Source organism: Candidatus Bathyarchaeia archaeon (assembly GCA_038883335.1).
Taxonomy (GTDB): Archaea; Thermoproteota; Bathyarchaeia; order Hecatellales; family Hecatellaceae; genus JAVZMI01.
The window spans coordinates 1-23,453 of the sequence record JAVZMI010000009.1 but is presented as its reverse complement, the minus strand read 5'-3'; the positions used below and the strand labels follow the sequence as shown (position 1 = coordinate 23,453).

Annotated in this window: 25 protein-coding genes and 1 tRNA gene; 11 read left to right on the top strand and 15 right to left on the bottom strand. The window is 46.4% G+C overall.

What is annotated here, in order from left to right; genetic code table 11:
- Nucleotides 1-513 precede the first annotated feature (513 nt).
- From QXJ75_05340 to QXJ75_05315, 6 genes are all read right to left on the bottom strand, one after another.
- Entirely contained in the window at nucleotides 514-1,839 is a 1,326-nt protein-coding gene (locus QXJ75_05340) for a signal peptidase I (GenBank protein ID MEM3737488.1), read from the bottom strand.
- Nucleotides 1,808-2,203: a hypothetical protein gene (locus QXJ75_05335; protein MEM3737487.1), complete on the bottom strand. Its 396-nt coding sequence runs from the start codon at nucleotides 2,201-2,203 to the stop codon at nucleotides 1,808-1,810. The genes QXJ75_05340 and QXJ75_05335 overlap by 32 nt, the downstream gene beginning before the upstream one ends.
- Nucleotides 2,204-2,272: 69 nt before the next feature.
- A complete protein-coding gene (locus tag QXJ75_05330; protein ID MEM3737486.1) occupies nucleotides 2,273-2,932 on the bottom strand; it encodes a hypothetical protein in 660 nt (219 codons plus the stop codon).
- A 19-nt stretch (nucleotides 2,933-2,951) separates the two neighbouring features.
- The gene (locus QXJ75_05325) at nucleotides 2,952-3,554 is read right to left on the bottom strand and encodes a hypothetical protein (GenBank protein MEM3737485.1); all 603 of its coding nucleotides are present in this window, start codon (nucleotides 3,552-3,554) and stop codon (nucleotides 2,952-2,954) included.
- 78 nt (nucleotides 3,555-3,632) lie between these two features.
- A complete protein-coding gene (locus QXJ75_05320) occupies nucleotides 3,633-4,298 on the bottom strand; it encodes a hypothetical protein (protein ID MEM3737484.1) in 666 nt (221 codons plus the stop codon).
- Nucleotides 4,299-4,315: 17 nt separating this feature from the next.
- Entirely contained in the window at nucleotides 4,316-4,972 is a 657-nt protein-coding gene (locus QXJ75_05315) for a hypothetical protein (GenBank protein ID MEM3737483.1), read from the bottom strand.
- Nucleotides 4,973-5,499: 527 nt separating this feature from the next.
- Here QXJ75_05315 and QXJ75_05310 point away from each other — a divergent pair.
- Nucleotides 5,500-5,793, top strand: a complete 294-nt coding sequence (locus QXJ75_05310; GenBank protein ID MEM3737482.1) for a winged helix-turn-helix domain-containing protein — start codon at nucleotides 5,500-5,502, stop codon at nucleotides 5,791-5,793.
- 25 nt (nucleotides 5,794-5,818) lie between these two features.
- Here the strand turns inward: QXJ75_05310 and QXJ75_05305 are convergent, their stop codons facing one another.
- From QXJ75_05305 to QXJ75_05290, 4 genes are all read right to left on the bottom strand, one after another.
- Nucleotides 5,819-7,024: a hypothetical protein gene (locus tag QXJ75_05305; protein MEM3737481.1), complete on the bottom strand. Its 1,206-nt coding sequence runs from the start codon at nucleotides 7,022-7,024 to the stop codon at nucleotides 5,819-5,821.
- A gap of 253 nt (nucleotides 7,025-7,277) precedes the next feature.
- Nucleotides 7,278-8,492: a hypothetical protein gene (locus QXJ75_05300; protein MEM3737480.1), complete on the bottom strand. Its 1,215-nt coding sequence runs from the start codon at nucleotides 8,490-8,492 to the stop codon at nucleotides 7,278-7,280.
- Between the two features lie 205 nt (nucleotides 8,493-8,697).
- A complete protein-coding gene (locus QXJ75_05295) occupies nucleotides 8,698-9,723 on the bottom strand; it encodes a hypothetical protein (protein MEM3737479.1) in 1,026 nt (341 codons plus the stop codon).
- Between the two features lie 248 nt (nucleotides 9,724-9,971).
- Nucleotides 9,972-11,354, bottom strand: coding sequence for a hypothetical protein (locus tag QXJ75_05290; GenBank protein ID MEM3737478.1), 1,383 nt, complete (start codon nucleotides 11,352-11,354; stop codon nucleotides 9,972-9,974).
- 238 nt (nucleotides 11,355-11,592) lie between these two features.
- Here QXJ75_05290 and QXJ75_05285 point away from each other — a divergent pair, with 238 nt between their 5' ends.
- Together QXJ75_05285 and QXJ75_05280 are read left to right on the top strand one after the other, a co-directional pair.
- Nucleotides 11,593-11,847 (top strand): winged helix-turn-helix domain-containing protein, encoded by a 255-nt coding sequence (locus QXJ75_05285; GenBank protein ID MEM3737477.1) that lies wholly within the window; start codon nucleotides 11,593-11,595, stop codon nucleotides 11,845-11,847.
- A 199-nt stretch (nucleotides 11,848-12,046) separates the two neighbouring features.
- Nucleotides 12,047-12,346 (top strand): hypothetical protein, encoded by a 300-nt coding sequence (locus QXJ75_05280; protein MEM3737476.1) that lies wholly within the window; start codon nucleotides 12,047-12,049, stop codon nucleotides 12,344-12,346.
- Nucleotides 12,347-12,445: 99 nt separating this feature from the next.
- On the opposite strand, the gene QXJ75_05275 is transcribed toward QXJ75_05280, so the two are convergent.
- On the bottom strand, nucleotides 12,446-12,811 hold the full coding sequence (locus tag QXJ75_05275; protein ID MEM3737475.1) for a hypothetical protein: 366 nt from the start codon (nucleotides 12,809-12,811) through the stop codon (nucleotides 12,446-12,448).
- A 96-nt stretch (nucleotides 12,812-12,907) separates the two neighbouring features.
- Between QXJ75_05275 and QXJ75_05270 the strand changes: the two genes are divergently transcribed.
- From QXJ75_05270 to QXJ75_05250, 5 genes are all read left to right on the top strand, one after another.
- A complete protein-coding gene (locus QXJ75_05270) occupies nucleotides 12,908-13,618 on the top strand; it encodes a helix-turn-helix domain-containing protein (GenBank protein MEM3737474.1) in 711 nt (236 codons plus the stop codon).
- Between the two features lie 6 nt (nucleotides 13,619-13,624).
- A complete protein-coding gene (locus QXJ75_05265; protein MEM3737473.1) occupies nucleotides 13,625-14,824 on the top strand; it encodes a TIGR02710 family CRISPR-associated CARF protein in 1,200 nt (399 codons plus the stop codon).
- A gap of 211 nt (nucleotides 14,825-15,035) precedes the next feature.
- The gene (locus QXJ75_05260; protein ID MEM3737472.1) at nucleotides 15,036-15,170 is read left to right on the top strand and encodes a hypothetical protein; all 135 of its coding nucleotides are present in this window, start codon (nucleotides 15,036-15,038) and stop codon (nucleotides 15,168-15,170) included.
- Between the two features lie 182 nt (nucleotides 15,171-15,352).
- Nucleotides 15,353-16,033 (top strand): hypothetical protein, encoded by a 681-nt coding sequence (locus QXJ75_05255; GenBank protein MEM3737471.1) that lies wholly within the window; start codon nucleotides 15,353-15,355, stop codon nucleotides 16,031-16,033.
- Nucleotides 16,034-16,139: 106 nt separating this feature from the next.
- Nucleotides 16,140-16,490 (top strand): Sjogren's syndrome/scleroderma autoantigen 1 family protein, encoded by a 351-nt coding sequence (locus QXJ75_05250; protein ID MEM3737470.1) that lies wholly within the window; start codon nucleotides 16,140-16,142, stop codon nucleotides 16,488-16,490.
- Between the two features lie 23 nt (nucleotides 16,491-16,513).
- Here QXJ75_05250 and QXJ75_05245 read toward each other — a convergent pair whose 3' ends face one another.
- On the bottom strand, nucleotides 16,514-18,805 hold the full coding sequence (locus tag QXJ75_05245) for a DEAD/DEAH box helicase (GenBank protein ID MEM3737469.1): 2,292 nt from the start codon (nucleotides 18,803-18,805) through the stop codon (nucleotides 16,514-16,516).
- Between the two features lie 61 nt (nucleotides 18,806-18,866).
- Here QXJ75_05245 and QXJ75_05240 point away from each other — a divergent pair, with 61 nt between their 5' ends.
- Complete coding sequence (locus tag QXJ75_05240) at nucleotides 18,867-19,418, top strand: hypothetical protein (GenBank protein ID MEM3737468.1); 552 nt, start codon at nucleotides 18,867-18,869, stop codon at nucleotides 19,416-19,418.
- Here the strand turns inward: QXJ75_05240 and tmk are convergent.
- Nucleotides 19,386-20,024 (bottom strand): dTMP kinase, encoded by a 639-nt coding sequence (gene tmk, locus QXJ75_05235; protein ID MEM3737467.1) that lies wholly within the window; start codon nucleotides 20,022-20,024, stop codon nucleotides 19,386-19,388. The two genes, QXJ75_05240 and tmk, sit on opposite strands and share 33 nt — an antisense overlap.
- Nucleotides 20,025-20,116: 92 nt before the next feature.
- Between tmk and QXJ75_05230 the strand changes: the two genes are divergently transcribed.
- A complete protein-coding gene (locus tag QXJ75_05230) occupies nucleotides 20,117-20,911 on the top strand; it encodes an NAD+ synthase (protein ID MEM3737466.1) in 795 nt (264 codons plus the stop codon).
- A gap of 276 nt (nucleotides 20,912-21,187) precedes the next feature.
- Here QXJ75_05230 and QXJ75_05225 read toward each other — a convergent pair whose 3' ends face one another.
- Entirely contained in the window at nucleotides 21,188-22,375 is a 1,188-nt protein-coding gene (locus QXJ75_05225; protein MEM3737465.1) for an MFS transporter, read from the bottom strand.
- 180 nt (nucleotides 22,376-22,555) lie between these two features.
- A tRNA-Trp gene (locus tag QXJ75_05220) sits at nucleotides 22,556-22,742 on the bottom strand.
- 177 nt (nucleotides 22,743-22,919) lie between these two features.
- On the opposite strand from QXJ75_05220, the gene QXJ75_05215 reads away from it, so the two are divergent.
- Nucleotides 22,920-23,453, top strand: a 534-nt coding sequence (locus QXJ75_05215; GenBank protein MEM3737464.1) for a hypothetical protein, incomplete at its 3' end; no start/stop codon positions are given.

Genomic DNA, 23,453 nt, shown 5'->3' with positions numbered 1-23,453 from the left:
GATAGTTTTTATTATATATAAAACTAGTGTAACGATATCTAGTCACCTAGGAGTTATAGTCCTACAAAAATATATTAAACGGGTGCCCGTTTAAATCGTTTCTTATCCAATTATGTGAAACGCGGTATATTAAAATATATTGGGAGGGCATTTGGCCATTCTTAGGAAGAGAGGAAAATCACGGTAAACAATGGACTTTACCGGTATAGATTACTAATGGGGTGTATCGAATCTTTCACTTACGCCCGTGCTCTTATTTAGCTCTGCTTATGTTTATGAGAGCATTTCCAAAAACTCACAACCATACGCTCAACAGCTACCCATCTACCGTACGATCCACTACCTAACTCGCTACGGTGACTATGAGGAGACATGAACTGCCAACTGGGTTGTAATGCTCCATATAGGCCACATCTCTATCAAACCTTTCATGACTAGCGGAAACGTTGGTAAAGCTACAGCTACACATTATTGGCTCACCTTCTCCCTTTTCTCGCCTAATTCGTGGCTGTCTCAGGGTGCAAAAGCAAGGTTTTCTAGGAGCACTCGAATTTTCTCTATGGCTGTCTTTACAATGATCGACGCCCATCCGATCTTTGGCACGATATAAGTTACTTTACCTAGGATTTGATCTGGTTTTACAGGTTCACGGTCTGGGCTGTTATTGTTGTCCCCTTTTGTTATAAACGTTTTCGTGGCGCCCTGCTGGACAGCCACAACCCTGTGGACAATGTTCTCTCTCTCGCCTTTAAACTGAATTATGTCTCCTGGTTTGATTTTTTCCGGAGATATCTTCGTGACGATGACCAAGTCTCCCACATCTATTGTTGGCTGCATGCTCCCGCTGATAATCGCTGTTGGATAGAAGCCCAACTGACCTGTTGAAGCCCAGACAGCCAAGACGAAGATGATGGATATGGCTGTCCAGTGTGGCGTGTGGAGTTTTTCGGGTTTTGTGGTTTGAGTTGGAGTGGTGTGAAAGTTGTGAATTATCAGGAAACCTATTGTGGGTGCTATTACGCCGAGTAGAGCTTTGATGGACCATGAGGGGTCTGGTAGTATCGGAGAGAGCCATTGGAAAGTTAGAATTGTTCCCATATAGCTTATCGACGCTATTGGTCCACCCAATAATGCCAGGTAGGATGCGAGAAGATTTTCTGCTACGCTAGGCAGATATTTCTCACTTAGAAACTTTGTTAACTCGAAAGGGCTACTCAGAGTTATTACAGGCAAGAATGATGCTGACAGTTGAGCGAAGAGCAGGGCTGTAACGCCTATTGCCAGAGTTGCCTTACGTTCCCAGGATTTGATTAGGTAGGCTCTTGGTAGTTCGAGCCCGAATAGCATAGATATGAAGTAGGCTAGGTTGGTTGTTATAATCTGAGGTTCGGATGAAAATGGGCTCCTGCCGAAGCTGGTGAACAGCCCTACAATCACTGAGGCTGATATTTGAAACGTGGCTACTGTTACAGCCATTACAACGAGCGGCTTATCGAGGTGCCACCTATATTTTTTCTGCTTTTTGAATCTTGTTAATGTTATAAAGATTAAGATCCCCCACAAGAGTGGGTTTGTGTAGTAAGATAGCGTCCCGCTTATGGGTGGTAGGATTTGAGTTGCTAGAATGTAGACGGTCAGTGTCAAGGCTAAGATGGGAAGCCATCCAGTCCAAGCGGAGAGGTGAGGTGTTGGGTTTCTATTCATAACTACTCTTTCTGCTCTTAGAGAGAACCTATAAACCGTATGAATGATAAGATCGTACGAGAAGATCGTACCGAAGATATTCCATCTACACTGGTCTTGCAGGTCAACGATACTGACTAGCTTGGGAGAGGGCACATGCCTGTTCACGTCTGTGGAGTACCCTACAGCCTTTAGGGGTAATAAGCCAGAGGATTGCCCACCGAGGCATTTTAGACCCGTTTGCTTCTATGGTGGCTTTCACGGCTATGAGGCGTAGTGCCAGCAGCTCATTGAGGTGACTGGATAGGGCGCGACTGGAGATCGATATCCCTCGGTCGTTTAGAATTCTTTTCAGGTGTCGCTTCTGGAGTCCTTCCTTATGCCGGCTGAGGTATTGCATTATTATGGTGCATTGCTCGCTCAGCCGCCGATGATTGTTCTGAGATCTTTGAGCTAAGGTGTAATGTTGAATTTTGAACTCATATCCGCAGCTAGGGCATATGACTTTATGTGATCTCATTAACCTTTGTTGGACGGTGGAGAGCTCTTGATGGTCTGTCCGATGTTTCAGCCGTCCCATCCTCAGTTCTCAGCTGGGAATATTATCTTTCCGATTAGGTGTAGAGTTTTCTTGAGCGCCTTGGGGATCCAAAGGTAGACCATGCGTCGAGACGCCTAAACTTCTAGGCGGTGGGGGCAGCTCTCTTTGAGGCTTTCGTGTGGTGAGTATCAGATCTGTTAAAAGTATGGCTAAGATTGATAGGAATGTCGTGGCAAAGGGCCACCTTAGAAGGTGTGGCATGATGAACATTTGAATGGTGAATAGGTATAGGGTATTCAAGGATCCTACCGTCAATAACCATTTATTGTGAGGTGAAGCAGTGTTGCTATTTCTCCTCACGAATCTCCAGGCATAGTACCAGATGAAAGCAGTAACCATGCTTAGGGTGATGTAGGGCAGGATGGGGTAGGTTAACTCTGGGAAGGTAAACACATAGCAGAGGTATCCGCCCAATTGTTGGTGGTGTCCGGGTCCGGATCCGAACAGGTCGTGAACTTCCCACCAGTAGAAGATGGGGTGAAGAGCTGGAACGTTCATAAATGTAGGGCTGAAGGAGATTAAAAAGATAGTATAGGCAACTGTGACCGCGATCTTGGCGTATTTGAGGTTGCGCCCCCCGCCCACCAGTTTCCCGAGAGGCTTCAGATGTCGGTGGAGCCAACTTCGGAAGCCAGTTTTAAGAGGCATGCTTTCCACCTCGGGTTTGTCAGATGGCTAGTTCATCTCTTATTGTTATGTTTATTTGGGCAGTATCGAGTGGTTCTGTTCCCTTGTAGGAGATCTTTATCCATATGACTACGTGTTGCGTAGGGTCGGCTGCGATTGGGGGATTCTTCCAGTCAGTGGTGAATGGGGGTTTATTTAGGTCGTTTACTTTCACTTTGCCCCATACAACTTTGAAGCCAGCTTTGTCGTATGGGCCATAAAAACGTGTTTCTTCGACAGTGAAATCGTTACCGCCTGGTATGAACTTGATTAAGGGTCGAATTATATTTACCGGCAGGGTTCCGTCGTTTTTGACAAGCAACCCGACCCATATATACCAGAGTTCAGTTTCAGTTACATTGAAGATTTCAGTGGCTGTGATTTGAAGGGTACGCCTGTCGGGTGTAAGTTGGGTTGTCTCATCGTAAGGGGGATACCCTACTGGTGTGATAACTTTCCACGAGTCTATTATGGTGGCCCTGTGGCCTATTTTTACTGTTCCGCTTACGCTGTCGGTGTCGTTCCAGTGGCCACCGGTGAAGCTAGTTATAGCTGTAACTATTAGTATGCAAATAAACATTACTGTAACTTTGTATGTCGTCATTACCACCTTTAGCCGTATACTTACGGCTTGGTTTTGAGACTAAAAAAGTGGGGGGAGGTTTAGGGTTGTTTTTGTTTGTTAGGCCTTATTCCACTGGATTGCGGTTATCTCTATTTCGAACTGGTAGGTGTGGCATTCTTCAGCGGGTTGTTTGAAGTCTATGTCAACCTCACCCTTGGTGGAGTCGCATGGTTCAAGTTGGGTGCATATGAAGTTTACTATGGTTATGTTCATTATCTCCTCGCCTGGATCATATGCACCGTTGCCGTTGAAATCCTTCCAGAAGAAGCCTGTGGTTTCATGTGCTGGAGGTGGAGTAGTCCATTGCCAGTTGAGCACGCCGGTGGGGTCCCGTATGTCAAGCCCTATGAAGTGGACTGGTATAGTCCCGATATTAGCTATCCTGACCGTGGTGAAGTGGACCTCGTATTGTGGGTAGGCGTTGTGGATCACGAACTCTAGCTTCTTGTAGCCGTCCTTATTGGAGTGAGGATCCACTATGTAGCTTTCCGGCTGATAATATATTTCTGCCCAGCCTATGTCTTTAGGAGGCACGTTTTGCTGTTCATTATCCACGTAGCTTAGAATTTCTTTTGGATGAAACGCTATAGTGCAGGTGCCCATCGCTACTGTGCCACTCACACTGAACGTGTCGCTCCAGTGTGCGGCTGCAACCCCAGTAACTGACAGCGCCATCATAAGAACCAGCGGCAGAACCAAAGCCTTACCGTGCAGCGTATTCATCTTTTATAGCCCTCCCATTAAGCAACCTCGCCTACCTTGTTCCACTGGATGGCCTCAAACTCTATGTCGAATGTGTAGGTGTGGCACTCCTGAGTTCCATCCTGCTTTACGTCAATGTACACGTCTACTGCTTCATCATCGCATGGATCGATCTGGTTGCATACAAGCGATAAGCCTGTTTCTTGTTTGGTTACATACACGTTAAGCACAGGACCACCAGTTTCCGCATTATCCAGCTCCCAGCCAATAACCCTGCCATTAACGTCGTAGAACGTCTCACCTATTACCAGCCCGGCTCCTGGTGTTATAGTAGCACTAATTATGTGGGCAGGTATGGTTCCAGCGCTCGTCAAGGTGGCTTTGCACCAAGCTTCATATTGTGGGTAGACGTTTGTGAGATTAACACTTAGCTTATGGTAGACATACTTCCCTGTATGTGTGCTACGCTCCTCATCGCTTAGACTGCAGGATACATCCCCTACATCTTTAGGAGGTGAATTTTCGTTCTCGTTATCCCAGCAGTCTATGATTTCATCCCATCCAACGATCAGGTCACCCATATAGACGGTGCCGTTTATCTTGACTGTGTCGCTCCAGTGTGCGGCTGCAACCCCAGTAACTGACAGCGCCATCATAAGAACCAGCGGCAGAACCAAAGCCTTACTATACGCCATCACATATCACTCCTCTGTTCTTTTTTTGGGTATTACGACCCTCTAGGGGTCATCGGTTCATAGGCCCCTCTCTCGGCTTCCCCAACTCAACCTCCAGTGGGCATATTTATAAAGAACGAGAACTGGTAAACCGAACTCTAAGACTGAGCCGTAAATCCGAAGAAGAAGCATCAACAAAGTCAGACTGCCCTATAAATCCTTAAAATCAAGATTATCCATGAATTTCGACTTGTTTATCTAGTTTCGAGTAGGCACAGCCCACATTATACGAACCCTTTAGACCTAAGCTACGACAGCTTCTTCTCGAGTGCTATTTTAAAATGAACCATTGAGACAAAAATTAGGACCGCAACTCACGGCCAGAAAATTACGTGAGGCAACGTAACTGTTAGCCGAAAGCGGGCTGGTTATTTGTAGATTACTGAAACAATATGACCGAACCAGTGATACGGAAAGCTTTAATTATCTTCCGTACCTAAAGTTCTAAATTAGAAGTCCGTGAGGAATTGCTTAAAGGCGTGTTTCTGATGGATTCTAGCGGAGAGGGGAGATTAGCTCTGTCACGTGAACACTTCGTAGGAGTAATCTCAAGGAGGTCACAGGTGGATATAATTCAAGCGATTATTAAGGTGGCAACTAGAGGAGCCAAAAAAACGGAGATAGTATACAAGTCGAACCTTACATTTACACGGACTACAAGATACCTGCAATATTTAGAGGAGCAAGGTTTACTCAGAAGAGATGGAGACCGTTGGTTTACCACGGAGAAAGGCTACCAATTCCTAGAAGACTTGGAGAGACTAAACAAATACTTGACCTGAGCCCTGCTATACCTGCATCACCAGGTCAAGCAGCGTCCCTCACCTTACCACCATCATCTTTTTCTCCAACTTCACCCTCAGCCAAATAAACCTTCTTTAACACGAACTTCTTAACCAGAATGGCAACAGCTAAGAAGATGCCACTAATCACGGCGATATTAAGGTACAAGCCCGTATAGTCAACAGCCCACTCCGCGGTGATAACTCTCGGTCTACTCATAAAAATCTGGCCACTAGGCGAAGTGCCAGCATAGTCCCCAGACCAATGAGTGAAAATATATTTTATGCCCCAACCCCCACTAATAGAAGGCGAGGCGGAGAAGAACGCGTTGGAATCCTTATCATACCAACCCGAGCCGGTAACTCCACCGTAAGCAGAGTTAATCTTAAGATAGTACTGTTTCTTCCATTCAGCCTGCAATGTTTTAGGCCCATCAACCAAGACCTCCAAGCTGGATTCGGTTGAATTTAAAGACCCCGTCCAACCGGTGAAGACATATCTACTCTCCCCCTCCACAACATTCCAAGGGTTAGTGACAGAGACAACTTGCCTCGAGTTTGCGGGATAGTAACCGCCTCCCTGAGGATCACCAAAAGCACTAGCCACATCAATATACCAGTTCTCAACGAACTCGGCTTTAATGGAATAGAAGTTGTCAATATCCAAAGTTGTAACTGGATCCGTAGGGCTTCTTATATAGGCGAGATTTTCTCCAACATTGACCCATTTATCGAAAACATACTTGCGCCTATTCTTCTCAACCTCTAACTCGTCGAGTGTAGAGATGGTGGCTTTGAAACCTCTATCATACCACCCAGAACCGCTAGTAGGAATGCCTTTAACGGCTGAACTGATCTCTAACCAGTACTGCTTGACCCAGTCAGCCATGACAGTCGTAGGGCCTGACATATATATAGAATTCTCCGAAGTCCACGGCGAAAGGCCCACATTCCACCTATTAAAAACATACCGAACCTTACCTTCTACCACATAGTAAACAGGGTCTACGGCAAAATTAGCCAGAGAATCTTTGTCATACCAGCCCTGCCCCCTAGGGTTACCGTAGGGCGACAAGACTGTGAGAAAATACTGAGTTTTGTAGATAGCTACATAGGTGAAGTCGGATGTAACCTTCAAGCTTCTAGATGACGCCACGTAGCCGTCATTCCACCCCTCAAACACATATCTAACTCCCGCCGAACCATAAACGGTACCTGAAGCGATAGACACACTGTGAACCGAATTTTTAGCCCATTTGAAGTTAAGAGGCAAATTTGTCGGGAGATACGTTAAACCATCAACAATAAACGAGACAGGAGTAGGGTAACTATTGAGGGTTACAGTGTACTCTTCCTGAGCCTGGGCACCAAAGCCCACCGAACCGCAAAACGAAGAAATAAGAAGAAGAGACAAAACCAAACAGAGTTTTGAGTGAAGCCTCAAACAGCAACTCCCGTGAACTAGCCGCATCATCGCCAGCCTCTCAGCCTCTCCTCTTCCTCACGACCACGTAAAGTCCAGCAGCCAGAGCTGAAGCCGAAACAGCTAATACGGCGAGTAGCGTAGGGTCATATGGTACCGCCAGAATTCTCGGCTCTCCCACAGTGAACGTCAACTCTTTCGCATCAGTCATCTTACCTTCGTAGACCGCGTGAGCGACCACCCTATATTCGCCAGGCTGCCTTATGTCGATGTAGGATTTAAGTAGAACCTGACGACCAGCAGGCACAATAAGCTCATCAGTGTTGAACGTCTCAACCAGAGCGCCGTCCCGATATACTTCCCCAACGAGCTTCGCCCTTGTCTCAATCTTACCTATATTCTCAAACACTCCAGTGATCCCTAAGATTGGACCGGAGAGAGACTGCCCACCGTAGGTTAACTCAGTCAAAATACCCTCTCTGGTTAATGTGCCTAATGGAAGCACCTTGAAAGGTAAGTTAACCTTGGTCAGCATATCACCATCTAGCGATACAGCTACAGTAGCATTGTAGTCTCCAACCTCTACGCCTGTAGCGTTCCATCTTGCCTGAATGATAGTGACCGGACCTGGCTTTATACCCTCAGCTATATAGCTAAAGCTGTCTATGGGTGTTCCATACCTAGTTATAGTTGTATCGATCCGCGGATTTGCAACCACGTTCCCGGTATTTCGGAATGCAACATTTATTATGAGTGGGTAATTTACCTCAGTATCAGTCAGAGTAACGTAATCTACTGCGCCGGCTAGAATCTGGTCGCCGGAGACTTCGATGATCACGAGCGATGATGCCTGAATAACTGTGCCTACTCCTACCTCAACCTCTTCTCCAATCCCAGACGAGGTCTCAGCATATATGGTGGCGTTATAGACGCCATTAGCAGCATCTTGCGGTATCTTGATTTTAACCAGCACGGTAGAACGCTGCTCGCCTGCGATAGACAACTCCTCCAACGGCGTAGTCAAGTCGTCTAGTTTGTAAAGAGTAATCCACCCGCTAGCGACACCCTCAGTCCTCAAGGCAAATACACCGGCATCTGTACTAGGGTTAAAAACCGTCACTGTTCTATCATACTCCATACCCCGCAAAGCATTCGTTATCCTCAACTCGCTCGGCCCAATACCGACGCCAACGGCTCCAGCAGGCTGGGAGAAAAGAGGAGAGAACATCAAAACAACCAACCCGAGGATTAGAAATTTCTTGGCTACGCCAGTCAAGATTTACACTCTCAGGGTTTCTCTAAGACTACTTTTTAAAATAATAGTTTGGAACTTAAGGTTCGGACTTATGTTCCTATTTTTACTCTCTTAGAATCTAACTTCCAGAACCCTGATCAAACCCTTTTGAGAGTTAAAGTAATGGAGAAAAAATGTATGCCTTAACGGCATACGTTTCAGGTGGTTTTTAACTTATGCTGGCTTCTTAGGCAGGAACGCAGCTGAGCCACATCTTACCTGTATGCTCGCCTGTGCCCTTTATCACGTGGATTGAGAAGTCAAGCTCTTCAGTGTTGCAGTTTGGCAGAGGGTTGGGCAGTATGACTTCTTGCTCTGGGTTATAATATACTCCGTTGGCGGGGTCACTGCCCAGCCTAGCATCAAACTTTACATTCCAAGTGCCGGTCACGTCTTTACCGAAGCCCATGTCATTCTGTTTGATCTTTATCTTGCAAGCTATGTTCCCAACATTTCTAACAGTTGGGAAGTTAGCAGTTCCAAAGTCCTTATCGCCAGCAACCCACTTCTCCTTACAGACGCTTACAGAACCATAGTTGACTGTGCAGAAGTCAAACTCACAGACGGCAACAGGTACGTAGAGGAATGTGTTAACGAGTTCAGGCGATAAGTTATCATTGTGATCCATCGCGATAACTTTCACAGTGTAGTCCCCAGCTGGCTGGTGATAGTCAAGATCGGCTTGTCCTCTCCAAAGATCGGCGACACATTTCTCAAGCTGGAAGCGAACGGAATTATAGTCCTCTCCAGGACCATAGTGCACTAGGCCTGCCGCTGCAGCCGCATCAAATAGTGCCAGAACAGGCTCTACCGGTGGTTTAGCTATCCTGCTCATCGGCACTTCGTACTTGAAGCTACCGTCGGGGTGATAAACATCAGCCCAAACCAGCTTCACAGCACCGTTGTCTTCAGCGTCGGTCACTACCGCAAAATATTGAATAGTCTTCTTGCCTTGGTATACACCAGGTGGGAGGAACTGGCTTCCTGAGATTGCATGTGTAGGATCACCGTCTTCCAAGCTTGGAGTCAAGTCTTGCTCCCATTTGCACTTAACCTTCGGCGCGGTGCCCCCTCCAGCGGCTATGGTAACCTGGGTGTCAATCTCTTGGGCGAACACAGGCACCATGACTACCGCAGATAAAGTCAGAACCAAGATCGTGGCGATAGCAACAGCAACAGTCAAACCTCTCTCCGCGGGCATTAAGAACCTCATTTTTTTCTTCCTCCAATTTTTGGGCTATCATCGGATTGAGCGTGCAGACGCCAATCCTTTAACGGAGGCTCCCAGTTAGTCCTCCGGGTAGTTCACCGATGGCGTCTTCAGTGAAATTCTAATAAAGCAGTTGTGAACCTAAGAGTCGTTCCTTAGGTCAGAACTAGCAAAAACGCAAAAATATGAGCAGATCTCCCAGTTGCAAGGCATACAAAGACTTTTTACATTAAGATTTAATTTCAGACAGTTCAACCGAAACTGTTCTCTACAGGCTGAATAGTCACCTTTCCGTTATAGTCCCCTGCGGGCATCGACGGAGGAGCATCCAGGTAAAAGCAGTATGACCCAGAGGCACCACTACTCAAAGTGTCAATCTTCTGAGGCACCGCAGATAGGTAGATGACACCACCAGAACCACCCTCAACCCTTATATTTGATACCGGTATCTTTGCATCAAGAAACTCGTGACTAAGGTCAGTACCATAAATGAAGATGTCTATCTTCATCCCAACATTATCGGGATCCATGTTCGTAACGATAAAGGGGTTTTGGGCAGCAGACACATTTTCATTACCCGCAACAACAGACCCGAAGCTTAGAGACGGAGAGCTTACACTCTCCATAACACGTGGATTCAAGAATATCCCCCCTACCTTAACGCCACAGTTATCTGCAGGTGTCAGGTCGCTGTCGAACGCGACTATGAATATGTTAAACAACCCATAATCTGCTGGTACACTCCATTCACCTTCAAAATTGCCGCAGGTCGCGTCAACGATCTCGGATAGGTTGAGAGCTAAAGCAAAATCGTCTAGGCTTATTACCTCATCAGACGATAAGATTACTTTGGCAGCCCCATCAAAGTCTATGTCGGAGATGCCATCCTCATCTGTAATATTAACCTTAAACTTGACTGTTTCACCATAAAACGTGTAGGGCATCTTAGCCTCCGACCTCAGACATCTCAACCCTCCAGCATAAGTCTCCATACTGAATGTATTCTCTTCTATGTGGGGCGCCTTATCAGATGGCCCCGGATTTGGGTCAGATCTCGGGTTCGGCTGGGGGTCAGGGTCAACTTCTGAGTACTTGTTCCACTGTACAGGAACCACCTCAACCTCGAACGCATAAGTGTGGCATTGCTCCGCGCCTTGCTTTGCGTGTATACTTATTCTAGTCTTGAAAGAGTCGCAAGGGTCAATTTGCTGACCTACAGGGTCAGGGTCAACAACCACATCTAATATCTCGTTGCCACTAGCATCCAAAAAACACCGTTTTACAGCGTCATATGTAAGAGCTCCTGTAAGCTCGGTGAAGGTAATCTTCTTCGTTACCACCGGTATTGTCCCAGCATTATCGACCGTTAGCTCGCACCACGCCTCATAAGACGGGTAGACATTGCCGATAACTAGATCAAGTTTCTTATAGACAGTCTTACCAGTGTGCGTGTCAGTCTCAGGAACTGTCAGTTTACATTCCACACTCCCCACATCTTTTGGGGGCATGTTTAGGTCTTCATTATCTCCACAACCCAGAATATCCGTAAACCCAGTTGTGAGGCTTCCCATCTCGACTATGTCACGGATCTCGACCCTATCGCTCCAGTGTGCTACGCTCACCGTTGAGAACATAAGAATACCTATAATAAGCAGAAATAGCGAAAATAGCGACTTCGGACGGTTTATATTAGTCAAAGTGGTACTCTATGAGGGTTTGTGCCGAAGTCTTTTAAGAGGATTTAGAACCAATAGACCGAACATTAAGTATACGCACAAACTTTGAAATCCTACCCAAGCCGACGAAACCATATAAGACCGAACAATTGGTTCCAAACCGTTATACATTTGCGAATAAAACCTTGGATGACCAATGTTGAGAAGATCGAAGCTCGGTGTCTTTTACGACATCTTAATGATAGCGAAAGATGGGGCGAAAAAGACCGAGATAGTCTACGAGGGGAACTTAACTTTCACAAGAGCTAACCAATACTTACAAATTTTAGAGGACCAGAACCTGATAGAGAGGAATGGCGACCGATGGGTAACAACGAAGAAGGGCCTCAACTTCATAAAGAACTTCCAAAGAATCAAAAAACACGTCCCAACAAACCAAGACGACGAGTAACAGCCTGAGACAACAAAACGGGCAACAGAGGAAAAAAAACTATTCCCGCTCCATAGTGGAGATTTTGAGGCAGTTAATTTCAAGCTTTAAATGCGCCAAGTATCGGCTAGATTTTATGCAAGCTCAAGTCTGGGACACAAAAAGATGTGGAAAAGTTTTTTGAAACACACGATGGAGCGTACATTAATGAGGGTTACCGGTGAGGACCGCAGATAAGCCTCTCAACATTTCAATTGGAAAATGCCGCCATTGGAGAATACACCCCCACTGGACTAAGGCTGGCTATTGCGGGCATTGCAGAACCATAATTCTATCCGACCATAAAGACCTACTCAGAAATTTGACTCATGAAAGCATCCACGCCACACTTCACTCGCTCAGAGTTAGAGACCGCTACGACAAGCTACCTGAACACGTTCACTACCTCATCGAGACAAACAGCCCACAATGGAAAGTTTACCTCTACAGGATACTCTGTACACTTGTAGAACTATGGTGAACACCAACGATAAAGGAACATGTAACATGCCAGCCAATTTTTGCGGAAAAGTTTACATCCAAAAAAGACGAAAACCTCTTAACAAGGCTTAACAACATGCTAAGGCACGTCGGGAATTATACATGGTTGGATGTGGCTCTTAGCAGGCCAACTAATTAGACATGTAACCTCTCTGAGGAGGCTTTCCTCGATTGTGGTAGGATAGATGAGCGGTATTATCGTAAAACCTCGAGAAAAATTTGGAGATGAAGGAGATGCAGCTAGAGTTGTCGAGATAACGAGAGTATTCGTCCCTTTTTGAAAGCTATGTGGACTGTAAGCTTCGACGCTAAACCCAATGCGGTGGGCTTGGCTTGTAGCGTTGAGTGGTGAGCTGTGTGCGCCCTCAGAAGATTCTTGAATGGTCATCGGGCCCTCGCCTTGCGCCTTCAGAAAACCGTAAGCTCCATTTGGCATCTCGCTCACCGAGTTTATTTAATACTTAAAGGGTTATTCTAGATTATCTGGAGTGTTACTCGAGTTTAGTAGAGTGATGATATACAAAGAGATAAGGTGTTGAACTTGCCTCACGTTATATGGGCGGAAGCTAAATTGCCTGATTACGAGTATGCGGTGAAGAGTAGGAATAGGTGGAGAGTCCTTGAAGCCATCGCCAGTAAAGGCGGGGTCGCTAACTTTAAGGATATCGAGAGAGCCTCCGGTGTTAAGGGGTCTACTTTAACACATCACCTTGACGTATTACAATCCCTTAACATAGTGGATCGTGAAGTTAAGGGAACATATCGCCTAAAATATAAGACACCCCTCTGCTACCTCTTCGGCCGTGAGAGTGAGGTTCCATTCGCTTATTATGGGCTTCTGGGAAGGAAGGACGATATCTGTGACCCTGAACCGGAGGTGGCTCTAAAACTCCTCGAGAAAGAAGGGGTAACCCCTAAACTGGTCTACGTAACTACCTCCCATGAGGCGTTGAGTGACTGGAAGGACCTCAAGCTTCAGTACCAATGGATACTCTGCTATGAAGATCAGATACTCGATATTGATGCTGTGAAGAGGAATGTGATTTCGTGGCTGGAGAGTTCTCTGAAAGAGTATGTAGCCATCCTTGACTGCACATCAGCTACCAAACCTGCGACGCTTGCCTATTATGAGCTGGCTCAGATGTTTTATACGCCTCTCATCTACGTATACGAGCCAACTAGAACCTTAAAGTGGCTGGTCTCTAAGGAAACTATAAAGAGGAGGCTCGGAATACCGAAGGGTGAGGAATGATTCCAGATGGGGAAAGCTTTAGTGATCTCCGTGGGAACTGGAACCAGACCAGGCGATGAGGCTATAAACAGCTTAGCGGGCGCTATAGCTTTCAGCATAAAAAACAATCACCCTGACAAAGTGTTCTTCGTTGCTAGTAAGGATAGTGTTGAAAAGACCTTACCCAGAATCCTTCAGAGAGTAGCATTACCGGATTACGAGATAATAGATGTGGAGGATCCTGACAATATTCGTAAGATCTATGAGGATCTGAGAAGGAAATTCGTGGAAATAAGAAGCAGATATCCCTCGGTGGTTGTTGACTACACTTCTGGGACTAAGGCTATGACAGGGGCGCTTGTAATTTTAGGATCTCTGTTTGAGGTGGACACTTTAAGCTATGTTAGCGGGAAAAGAACTGATGGCGTTGTCATTAAGGGCGCGGAGGAGCTTCAAAGTGTTAGACCATACTTCGTGATCTGCGATAAAAAGATCATGGAAGCTAAAAGGTTTTTTAATGAATGCCGATTTGACACAGCATCAGCCATCATCGAGGAGGTTGAGAGGATTGTAGCTGACAAAGAAGTCCATAGCCGAATAGCCCCAATAAAAAATGCAGCCTCAGCCTATTCAGCTTGGGACAAATTTAAACATGCCGAAGCATTCAAGCATCTTGAGGCTTTGGAAGGTAGAGAATTTGATGGCAATAAAAGCTTCCTAGGCAGACTACTGCACAGCGACGAGAAGGAACCATACCTAATTGCTGACTTGATAAATAACGCAAAGCGGCGGGGCGACATCGAAAAGAAATATGACGACGCAGTAGGGCGTTTATACCGCGTTGTGGAGTTGGTGGCGCAATACCGTTTAAGGAAAAATTATGGAATAAATTCAAGTGACATCGACTTGGAGAAGATACCTCCAACCCTTAAGGAGAGGTGGAAGATACCTGCACAGGGTGAAAAGATTAAGCTGGGACTTGAGAGAGATTATGAGCTGCTAGCAGCAAAAGGTGATGAAATAGGAGAAATGTTTCTGAGAGATGAGAAGCTTAGAGACTTACTGTCAAAGAGAAACTTTTCCATCCTAGCACATGGATCAACTCCAGTGAATAGAGAGGTCTATGAGAGACTTCTCGAGAAAGCTATTAGTTATGGGTCAGCTGTCGTGGAAAGTCTTCAAAGTCTTCTTCGAGACTCGGAGTTTGCAAAGTTCACCGCCAATTGAATTCGCTCTATAGAGGACTCGGTCTTTCGCACCGCACATAACCTTTTTTTAAAAAAATCAGTCGATCTGATCATTGAATTGTACCCTTGCCTTGTGTAAGCTCGGGGATGAATGTGAGATTTACACAGCAATCTGGTTAGTTCCTAGTGGCTAGAGACTAGATTACATACATTGACCATTTTTAGCCTAAAAATTGGATACCTCTCTGTGGGTGGCTTGGAAGGTAACCAAGTCGAATATGCGGGAAAGGCTAATGAATGTTGGCGTCCCATCTTCGGATTCAAGTCAAAGAATTATACTGACTCTTCGCCTAGATGACGGCGACATAGAGACCCGTGTAGCTTAAGGGTTTAAAGTCTCTCACCCCGGGTCGGACTTGCCATTAACCTCATATCGCACAAAAACTGAGCCACTTAATGTAAGTTTAAGCTTCTCAGCTCAAAAAGGAGATTTGGGGCTGAAGAGTCCCGAGTAGATCGAAGGTTTAATGTCGATGTAGATTTCTTAAATTTAACAAATAATTTTAGTATGGCTGCTAAACTAGAGTGGGAATTACTGGTGGGATTCGAGGAGGATATTGAATTTCTAATCTCGAGGCTCGTGGAATGCGGGGCTCACACGGCCAAGGGTGAACTAGATGGGGTAAGAGATAAGCTGTTTGAACTTCGCAGGCGTAACTTAGTGAAGATCAATCATTCCGTCATTGAACTCCTATGCGCCAGCTATCTTATTCGGAATGGTTACGAGGTAGATGTTGAACGTCGACTAACCGACATCTTGACGTGTGATGTGTATGGGGTTAAAGGGGACGGAAATGTTATAGTCGAGGTTGAGACGGGGTTTACACCTCCAGAGCATGCACTCGACCCTGGAACCTATAACAAGGTGCGAATTGTGAGTAAGGTAGCTAGGTACAGCAAATTCTCTAACAAGTTCATACTTGGCACCCCTCCCACTAATATACTACAAATTCCACGGCTCTTCTGTAAGCCGCCTAGGTTCAGGATGGCAGAGGAATTGTCAGAGATGAAAGCTCTCTGTGATAGATACTATACGAATCCTCCGATAGAACTTGAGGAGATAAAATTCGGTCGCCTATATGCGGTTTACATATTAGATGTGGACAAGTTGAAAGTTACAGAAGTTGATATAGACGCATATGTTGAGGCTCTCTCAGCGTTTCCCCACCTAGCTGAGAATGCTCGGTAAAGTCGATAAAAAGCTTGCAACTTTTCCAACTAGAAACCGCAAATGTAACTTCTATAGGCTTTTTAATTTGCTGATAACAGTTATTATAGGAGTTCAGGTGGCCCTTTTGGGTGAGAGTCTAAAGAAGATGGCAGAGGTTTTGAAGGCGGGGGCGACGATGCTAGATAAAACTTGCCCCCAATGTTATTCGCCCCTTTTCAAACTGCCTTCTGGTGAGATCTATTGCGCTAAATGTGAACGGAGAGTTGTGGTCGTAAAGAGTGGAGAAGATGCACTCCAAGCGGTTTTGCCTGTGGCACTCTATTCGCTAGAAGAGACAGTATCCAGAAAGCTGAGGGAGTTAGAGGGCCAGATCAACTCGGAGAAGGAACCTCAAGGGCTACAAACCCTTGTAAGTCTGGCCTTAGGATACTTGGAGATCCTGCAGAGAATAAGAAAGTTGAGGGGGCCCAGCTAAAGATCTTAGACGGCAACATAGTTTTACTCCTCCTGCCCTTCAACTCTGTCTGTCTGGTATTTGGCGGTTATGACTCTTCTGATCTTCTCCGCGATCACGTCACCAACACCGTGGATTCTCTGTAGCTCCTCTTTCGTGGCGGTGAAAACGCCCTCGACAGAGCCTAGGGCGGAGAGCAGTCTTCTGGCTAATGTTCGTTCAACATTCGGGAGACCTGCTACGATGTACTCCTGTTGTTCTGTGAGAGTCAACGGTTTCTTTGCCGCTCGAACCGAGATGTGGACTTCTTTCTTCTCTAGCTGTTCACTTTTGGCTGCGGCTATGAGCATGAGTGCGGTCTCGGTGGGGTTCTTAGTTATGAGAACTGGGATCCTGAAGTCGAGCATCAGGCTGAGGATCGCCCCCCTTATTGCCTGAGCTGAGATGCCTCTCGATGTGTAGGGGTCCTCACCTTCAACTATAAAAATGGGCTTAGTATATGAGGATGATAACTCTTTAGCCTGTGTGAACAGCCGCTTATCTATTATGGAATCCGCTAGATCGGAGGAGGTCTTCCTCTCTACGGCGACATCTTCTGAGAGGACATAGTCGCCCACGGGAAGGTTCTTAAGCTCAATTCTCGCACCGAGACGGATAAGTTCCTTGACAACTTGGGAGGAGGAGTCACGGTTATCCACGTAGATTAGCGGCCCCTCCCCTCTCCCTTCGCCTCTAGGCAGCTCAGGCTTTAGGTAGGGCTCTAATTTGGGCTGATCATCCCTATCAGATGAGCTTCTTGGAGGCTGCATCTCACGGATTATGTCCAGCATTAACTTCTCCTTTCTCTTCGCCAGCCAGTAGTAGGCTTCATCCCGTGTATCCTTTGTGACTAGTATGATTAGCCTACCAGGGCTACCCCTCGCGGTTCTCCCACGCCGTTGTATGAACCTGATAGCGCTGGGGACATTATCGTAGAAAATTACAAGGTCTGAGGCAGATATGTCAATCCCCTCTTCAGCTACCTGTGTGGCAACCAACACGTTATACACGCCTCTCCTAAAGCCATCTAACAGTGCAACTTGCTCCTTCTGGGAGAGACCTTCATCCCCAAGCTTGCTACTCTGCCCAACAAACCTCACTGCCTTGACACCTGAAACAGCGCCTAACCGCTCAATCAGCCGACTTGCGGTCTCCCTATAGTTTGTGAAGACTATTATCCGCCGAGCTCCCTTCGAGAGGTTCTCTCTAACCTTCTCTACGAGTTTCTCAAGTTTGGGATGCTCGACCCCTTTCGCTTCGTAGAGCAAAGTTAAGTTTATCGCATCACGGATCTCGCCATCCATGAGAATACTCCTAACAGCTGTTGAGACCCCAGAGCGGCTGCCCATCGCCTCCAATTTTGCGAAGTAACTCTTCAGAGGGGCGAGACCTTGCGTCTCCAGAAGTTCCACAGCGTAGGAACACCGCCTCAATGCTAACAGGTCTGATAGTAAGAGGCGGAGGTGTTGTGGCGGAGTAGAATATTTCGCGATCTCCGACTGTATCCCTCTCATGGCCTTCTTGAAACTTTCAAAGGTGAATTTTCCAGAGGTACCAGTCTCCAAGAAGCCCGCCTCCCTCAACGCCTTGCTCCTCTCTCGGATGAAAGACTCTAGGTGACTTTTGACGCTCTTAAATGCTGGAGGAAGTTCAGTGCTACACCACTCAACCTCCAGCGGTGCCACGTAACCTCTGACATCAGGGCTCATCTCACTCCTAGCCTCAATGAACTGTATGCCCAGATTCCTCCGGATCTCCTCAATTTTCTCCCTGGAAGACCCTGGGGAAGCTGTTAAACCCATTATCAGCGGATGCTCACTCGTCTTCAAGTATTGCTCCGCAATGAACACGTAGGCGTAGTTGCCAACCGCCCTATGGGCTTCATCAAAGACTAACAAGACTACATCGCGCAGGGAAACCCGACCGGCCAGAATGTCATTCTCCAAGATTTGCGGCGTCATGAATACCAGCCTGCCAGTCGAGCCAGCCCTCTTGCCTGGAGGGGTCTCACCCGTGAATATACAGAAATCTTCATCCCTGAGTTCAAGGAGAGACCTAAAGGTCTTAGCGTGCTGAAGAATCAAAGGTCGGGTTGGAGCCAGAATGAAGCACCGCCCCCCCGGATGTCGGTAAAGCCGCTCTGCAGCGACCCTAGCAGCGATCACAGTCTTACCCAAGCCTGTAGGGATTGTGACAAGGGTATTACCCTTAGAGCAGGTTTCAACTATGCGATCTTGGTAGGGCCGCCGCTCGACCACCCCAGCCTTGATCATAGGGTGATCAACGAACTCCGGCATACAGCTGTGCCTCTCAAAGACAGAACCGCCGCTCACCTTAATATATCCATCTTATGCGTAGGTGTTCTACGGAGACGACTCCATGTATGGAAAATTCGATAATTTCCCGGAAACAGTACAGACATGGGCTCTCATCGCGTATAGCTCTAAAATTCACCAAGTACAATCAATACTGATCGAAACTTTATGGAAACTGAATAGCAACAGCGAAGAGGCTGTTGAGCACATCTCAAAAAGTTCAGGGCCTGTGTGGTGCAGATATGAAGTTGGAGTGGCAGATGGCATGTGTTTTAATTTCATAGACGAGGAAGAAGTTTTGAAATTAAGAGAAAAGCTTGAAGGTGAGTCATATAAAATTTTGGATACCTTAATCTGCACTTCATATTATTACGCGACGAAAGATGGAAAGAAAACCAAGCTGAGGTCAGATCTTCAATATTTAAGGTTCACGTTCGAAGCACTGGACTACTTCGAGGTGTACGTCCATCATTTCAGAGGCCCTAGGTGGATGCCGCTGGATGAGCTGATCAGGAGAATCTTCAATAGGTTAAATGATGAGGCTAAGAGGAGGAGGCTACCTCTACTGAGCATTGTGAGGCTTGAGGGACATTAGCCTCTCAGCCTCTTTCAAGACGATTTCTAGTATCTCCCCATGTATCTCCTCGATACTCCTATCGGCTTTGACTATCTTGAAGCCATCAGTCTTGGCGAGGTCGAGATATATCTTACGCACCTTAGACTGGTACTCCAAATCCTCGAAGACAGACCGCTCACCAGTCTTCCTTTTCAAACTCTCACTAGGGGGCAGATCTAGGTAGACCGTCAAGTGGGGTTTTGGGGCGAAGAAGTTTATTTCCCGCAACCATTTCAAATCGCGTCCTGCGGCTCCTTGGTATGCGAGAGAGGAGTAGAGGTAACGGTCAGATACTACGACTATGCCTTGCCTGAGTTTGGGCTGGATTGTCATCCTTACATGCTCATACCTGTCAGCCGCAAATAGTAACGCCTCATGAACTGGCGCTCTGCCCTTTGCTCTAGAGACATGTAACCGGATGATTTCTCCTATGCGGCCGTGAGTCGGTTCGGTTGTATACTCTGCTTTATAGCCAAGCCTCCTTAAACCTTCAACTAGTAGATAAGCCTGGGTTGTCTTACCAGAGCCGTCAATCCCTTCGATGGCTATGAGCATTCCTTTACCTCCCGCGGTAGCCTTAACCATAACGACCACTAAACTGAACTACAGCGAGTCTCTTGAGACTAGTTATAGGGCTTATATTAATAATTGAATGATAATATATTCTGGTCGGTTACATGTTACAATTGTCGAGTAGGCTGTTAAGTATAGACGCAGAAAAAACAGCAATCCGGATTACATGTATTTTGAAGTTTTACGTAGAGAATGTTCAAGCCTCCGGTGTGGTTGTGGGGATGAGTGGCGGCCTTGATTCCTCCGTTGTCACCGCTCTCTCAGCAAGGGCGCTGGGTGAAAGGCGTGTCACTGGTATCTGCCTCCCGGAGGCGGAAACATTCAACCAGAAGGATGTAGATGACGCCTCAAGGCTTGCGAGTGACCTTAAAATAAACTTTCACATAGTGGATATCTCGGAGGCTTTGGAGGCTTTAACCAGAGTCCTCCCTATATTCGACCCTCAGAGCCTACTTGAGAAGGGTAATCTAAAAGCACGTATAAGGATGACTGTCCTCTACTATTTTGCTAACAAACTTAACTCTCTCGTAGTAGGCACCAGCAACAAGAGTGAGATATTAACCGGCTACTTCACAAAGTATGGTGACGGTGCCTCTGATCTTCTTCCCATTGGGGGGCTGTATAAGACTCAGGTATACCAGCTGGCCCACTACCTTAAAATTCCTGAGGACATCATAAATAAGCCTCCAACAGCGGGTCTATGGCCAAGGCAGTTAGACGAGGAGGAGCTTGGCGTTAAATATGAGACCCTAGACCTGATACTTCAGGGGTTTGAATTTGGGCTTTCCACAGATGAGATCGCAAAGCAACTGGAATTACCAAAGAGCCTCGTCGAGAGTATAAGAACCAGAAAACTTCGGAGTGAACATAAGAGGCTAGGTCCACTCACCATCACTTAAGCTCAATGCCATATTCCTAGGTCTCCAAGAAAATAGACGCCACATAATATACTAGCCAGTTGCACCCTACCAGCAAATTAGAATTTATCAGACAAAATAGAGCCATGCCTCCTAGTAATAATATTATTTACTGATGACGAGCTTAAGCTACATGTACACCTTTTCTCTCGGAGCAGAATAACTAGGTCTTCTTGACCCATAATTAATAAGCTACCTGAACCTATACAACTCTAGCTGCAATACACATGTTCCTCTCTCTGAGAGAAGCTGTTTAATTTAGGCGGCTTGTAGACTTGTTGTATTTATAATTTTAAATGATGCCAAACCAAAAATAACGACCGCCGTTAAAATGGCGACCGCCCCTGAAAATAGGAAGACAGTCTCAAGGTCTGAAAGTAGAAGCACCATACCCAGCAATACTGGGCCTAAGGTCTGACCGATTCTTAGCGTAGTATTGAATAAGGATACTACAACTGCACGCTGTTCTACAGGAGCTATCTCTGTAGCTATGAGGTTTAATGCGGGGAGGTTCAAGCCGTGCCCAGCCCCAAAGATGGCGATGGGTAAGAGTAGGTTTGGTAACGATGTGGTAAATGGTATCATTATAAAGCTAAAGCCGTATGCCAAGAAGCCTATTATGATGAGCTTCGGTTTCGCAATTCTTCCAGCCAACCTTCCGGTTTGCGAAGCGAAGACCGCGGTAAAAAGGGACATAATAGAGAGAAAGACACCTATAACAAAGGAAGTTACCCCAAAAGTCTCCCCCAGGAGTATAGTAAAGAAGGTAATAATGCCGCCGTAAAGTAGCATAAATGCTGAAATCCCGGCGAAGAAAGCCGCTAATGCCTTCGGCGACCGCATATACGTGAATGTGCCCCTGAGATATAGACTAATCCCAAGTTCACGTGTAACGGCAGGGTTTTCTAGGAAGAGATATGCCAGAGCTGCAATTGGAAAGGCAACAACGAACAGGAGGAAAGGAAGATTCCACGCCAGAAGCCCTAAAGCCCCGCCTATTATGGGAAAAGAAGCAGTACCTATGCTTATTATGCTTGCATTAGCGCCCATAGCTTTTATCCGAGTTGAGCCGTGAAATAAATCGCCAATTAAAGTAACCGCTAAGGAAGCCAACCCTGCACCACCAATCCCCTGTATGAACCTCAAAGCTAATATAAGTTGGAAGTCGGCAGCAAGGTAGAGAGCTATTCCAGCGAAGCCGAATAGGAGTATGCAGGGGATAAGTGTCTCCTTTCTTCCGAGCCTGTCAGCGAGCATCCCTATTAAGGGGGCGAGGAGTACCCCTGGGAGCGTATAGAATGCTATTATTAATCCTATACTCTCTGCTGGCACATTCAGAACTGATGCCATTTTTGGAAGTGCTGGAGATATGGCGCTTACACCCATAATGTTCATAAGTGTCACTCCGAAGATGACCTGCAAGTTACGGTTCCTATAGATACTCATACCATAAACCCCAGCAGTAAGTGTAAAAATATTTGACAATCGAGTAGACTTTTAATAAGCCACCCTCATCGGTAACTACTCCTCTGATCATGCCGGCTTTGACCCAACAAACTCGACTGTTGCGTTAAAGAAGCTTGAACGAAAGGGCTTAAACAAGCTGCGAGTCAAGAGCAAGTAGGGTGGTGGGACCGGCCGGATTTGAACCGACGACTTTCGCCGGCAGGCACACGCCGCCTACGGGTCTCTCCCCGCTCCAGCTCCCCATCATCCCTGAGCGGTCAATATCAGCTTAATCGAGCTGGAGCCCCTAACTGTCAAGAAGATTCACTTACTCGACAGTCGTCCTACCGGGCTAGACTACGGTCCCTAATAGATCTAGCACCTTCGAGGTTAAAAATTAAGTTTTCCATCCTGACTCTCCAGCGCCAAATAAGGATTGTTTAGAGAGACGCAATCACCGAAGAGAGTTTGGGAGACGAGAATTATCGGTTATAGGTTACCTATTTCCGCTAATGTTAAATAGAGGACATCGTGTAGTGTTACTATGCCTATAGCCACAGTTTTCAGGTATTTAAAGCCGGAAGCTTCTCCGAGAGATGATCCGGGAAAATTTGTGGACGGTGCTAGAGACTTCATCCGGAAACATGTAAGGCCTGAGGATAAGGTGGAGGTAATGGTTTCAGGCGGAGCTGACTCCACCGTTACAGCTGCACTCTTCCATTTGGAAGTGGGAGATAGGCTCTATGTTACCCATGTAGATACTGGCTTCATGAGGTTATTAAGGGGGAGAGAGGAATCTGAGACGATCGCGGAGAGATTCTCAGAGTTCAAGAATTTTAAACTTGTAGATGGTAGACGATTATTCTATGAGAAGGTTATGGGAATTTTAGACGCTGAGGAGAAGCGTCTAGGTTTTAGAAAGGCTTACGAAATTGCCACAGACCAGCAGATGGTGGAGTCTGGGTGTAACGTTATGACGCAGGGGACAATTCTACCTGACATCATCGAAACTGAGGGAGGCGTGAAGAGCCAGCATAACGTATTCCTAAAGTTCAGCGGGGTAGAGAAAGTTGTTGAG

Bases quoted from the DNA above. Each gene is read 5' to 3' on its own strand.
- QXJ75_05290 (MEM3737478.1), bottom strand. From the start codon at position 11,354: ATGTTCTCAACGGTGAGCGTAGCACACTGGAGCGATAGGGTCGAGATC.
- QXJ75_05315 (MEM3737483.1), bottom strand. From the start codon at position 4,972: ATGGCGTATAGTAAGGCTTTGGTTCTGCCGCTGGTTCTTATGATGGCG.
- QXJ75_05265 (MEM3737473.1), top strand. From the start codon at position 13,625: ATGGGGAAAGCTTTAGTGATCTCCGTGGGAACTGGAACCAGACCAGGC.
- QXJ75_05225 (MEM3737465.1), bottom strand. From the start codon at position 22,375: ATGAGTATCTATAGGAACCGTAACTTGCAGGTCATCTTCGGAGTGACA.
- QXJ75_05335 (MEM3737487.1), bottom strand. From the start codon at position 2,203: ATGAGATCACATAAAGTCATATGCCCTAGCTGCGGATATGAGTTCAAA.
- QXJ75_05245 (MEM3737469.1), bottom strand. From the start codon at position 18,805: ATGCCGGAGTTCGTTGATCACCCTATGATCAAGGCTGGGGTGGTCGAG.
- QXJ75_05310 (MEM3737482.1), top strand. From the start codon at position 5,500: ATGGATTCTAGCGGAGAGGGGAGATTAGCTCTGTCACGTGAACACTTC.
- QXJ75_05230 (MEM3737466.1), top strand. From the start codon at position 20,117: ATGTTACAATTGTCGAGTAGGCTGTTAAGTATAGACGCAGAAAAAACA.
- QXJ75_05330 (MEM3737486.1), bottom strand. From the start codon at position 2,932: ATGCCTCTTAAAACTGGCTTCCGAAGTTGGCTCCACCGACATCTGAAG.
- QXJ75_05255 (MEM3737471.1), top strand. From the start codon at position 15,353: ATGGCTGCTAAACTAGAGTGGGAATTACTGGTGGGATTCGAGGAGGAT.
- QXJ75_05325 (MEM3737485.1), bottom strand. From the start codon at position 3,554: ATGACGACATACAAAGTTACAGTAATGTTTATTTGCATACTAATAGTT.
- QXJ75_05320 (MEM3737484.1), bottom strand. From the start codon at position 4,298: ATGAATACGCTGCACGGTAAGGCTTTGGTTCTGCCGCTGGTTCTTATG.
- QXJ75_05285 (MEM3737477.1), top strand. From the start codon at position 11,593: ATGTTGAGAAGATCGAAGCTCGGTGTCTTTTACGACATCTTAATGATA.
- tmk (MEM3737467.1), bottom strand. From the start codon at position 20,024: ATGGTTAAGGCTACCGCGGGAGGTAAAGGAATGCTCATAGCCATCGAA.
- QXJ75_05295 (MEM3737479.1), bottom strand. From the start codon at position 9,723: ATGAGGTTCTTAATGCCCGCGGAGAGAGGTTTGACTGTTGCTGTTGCT.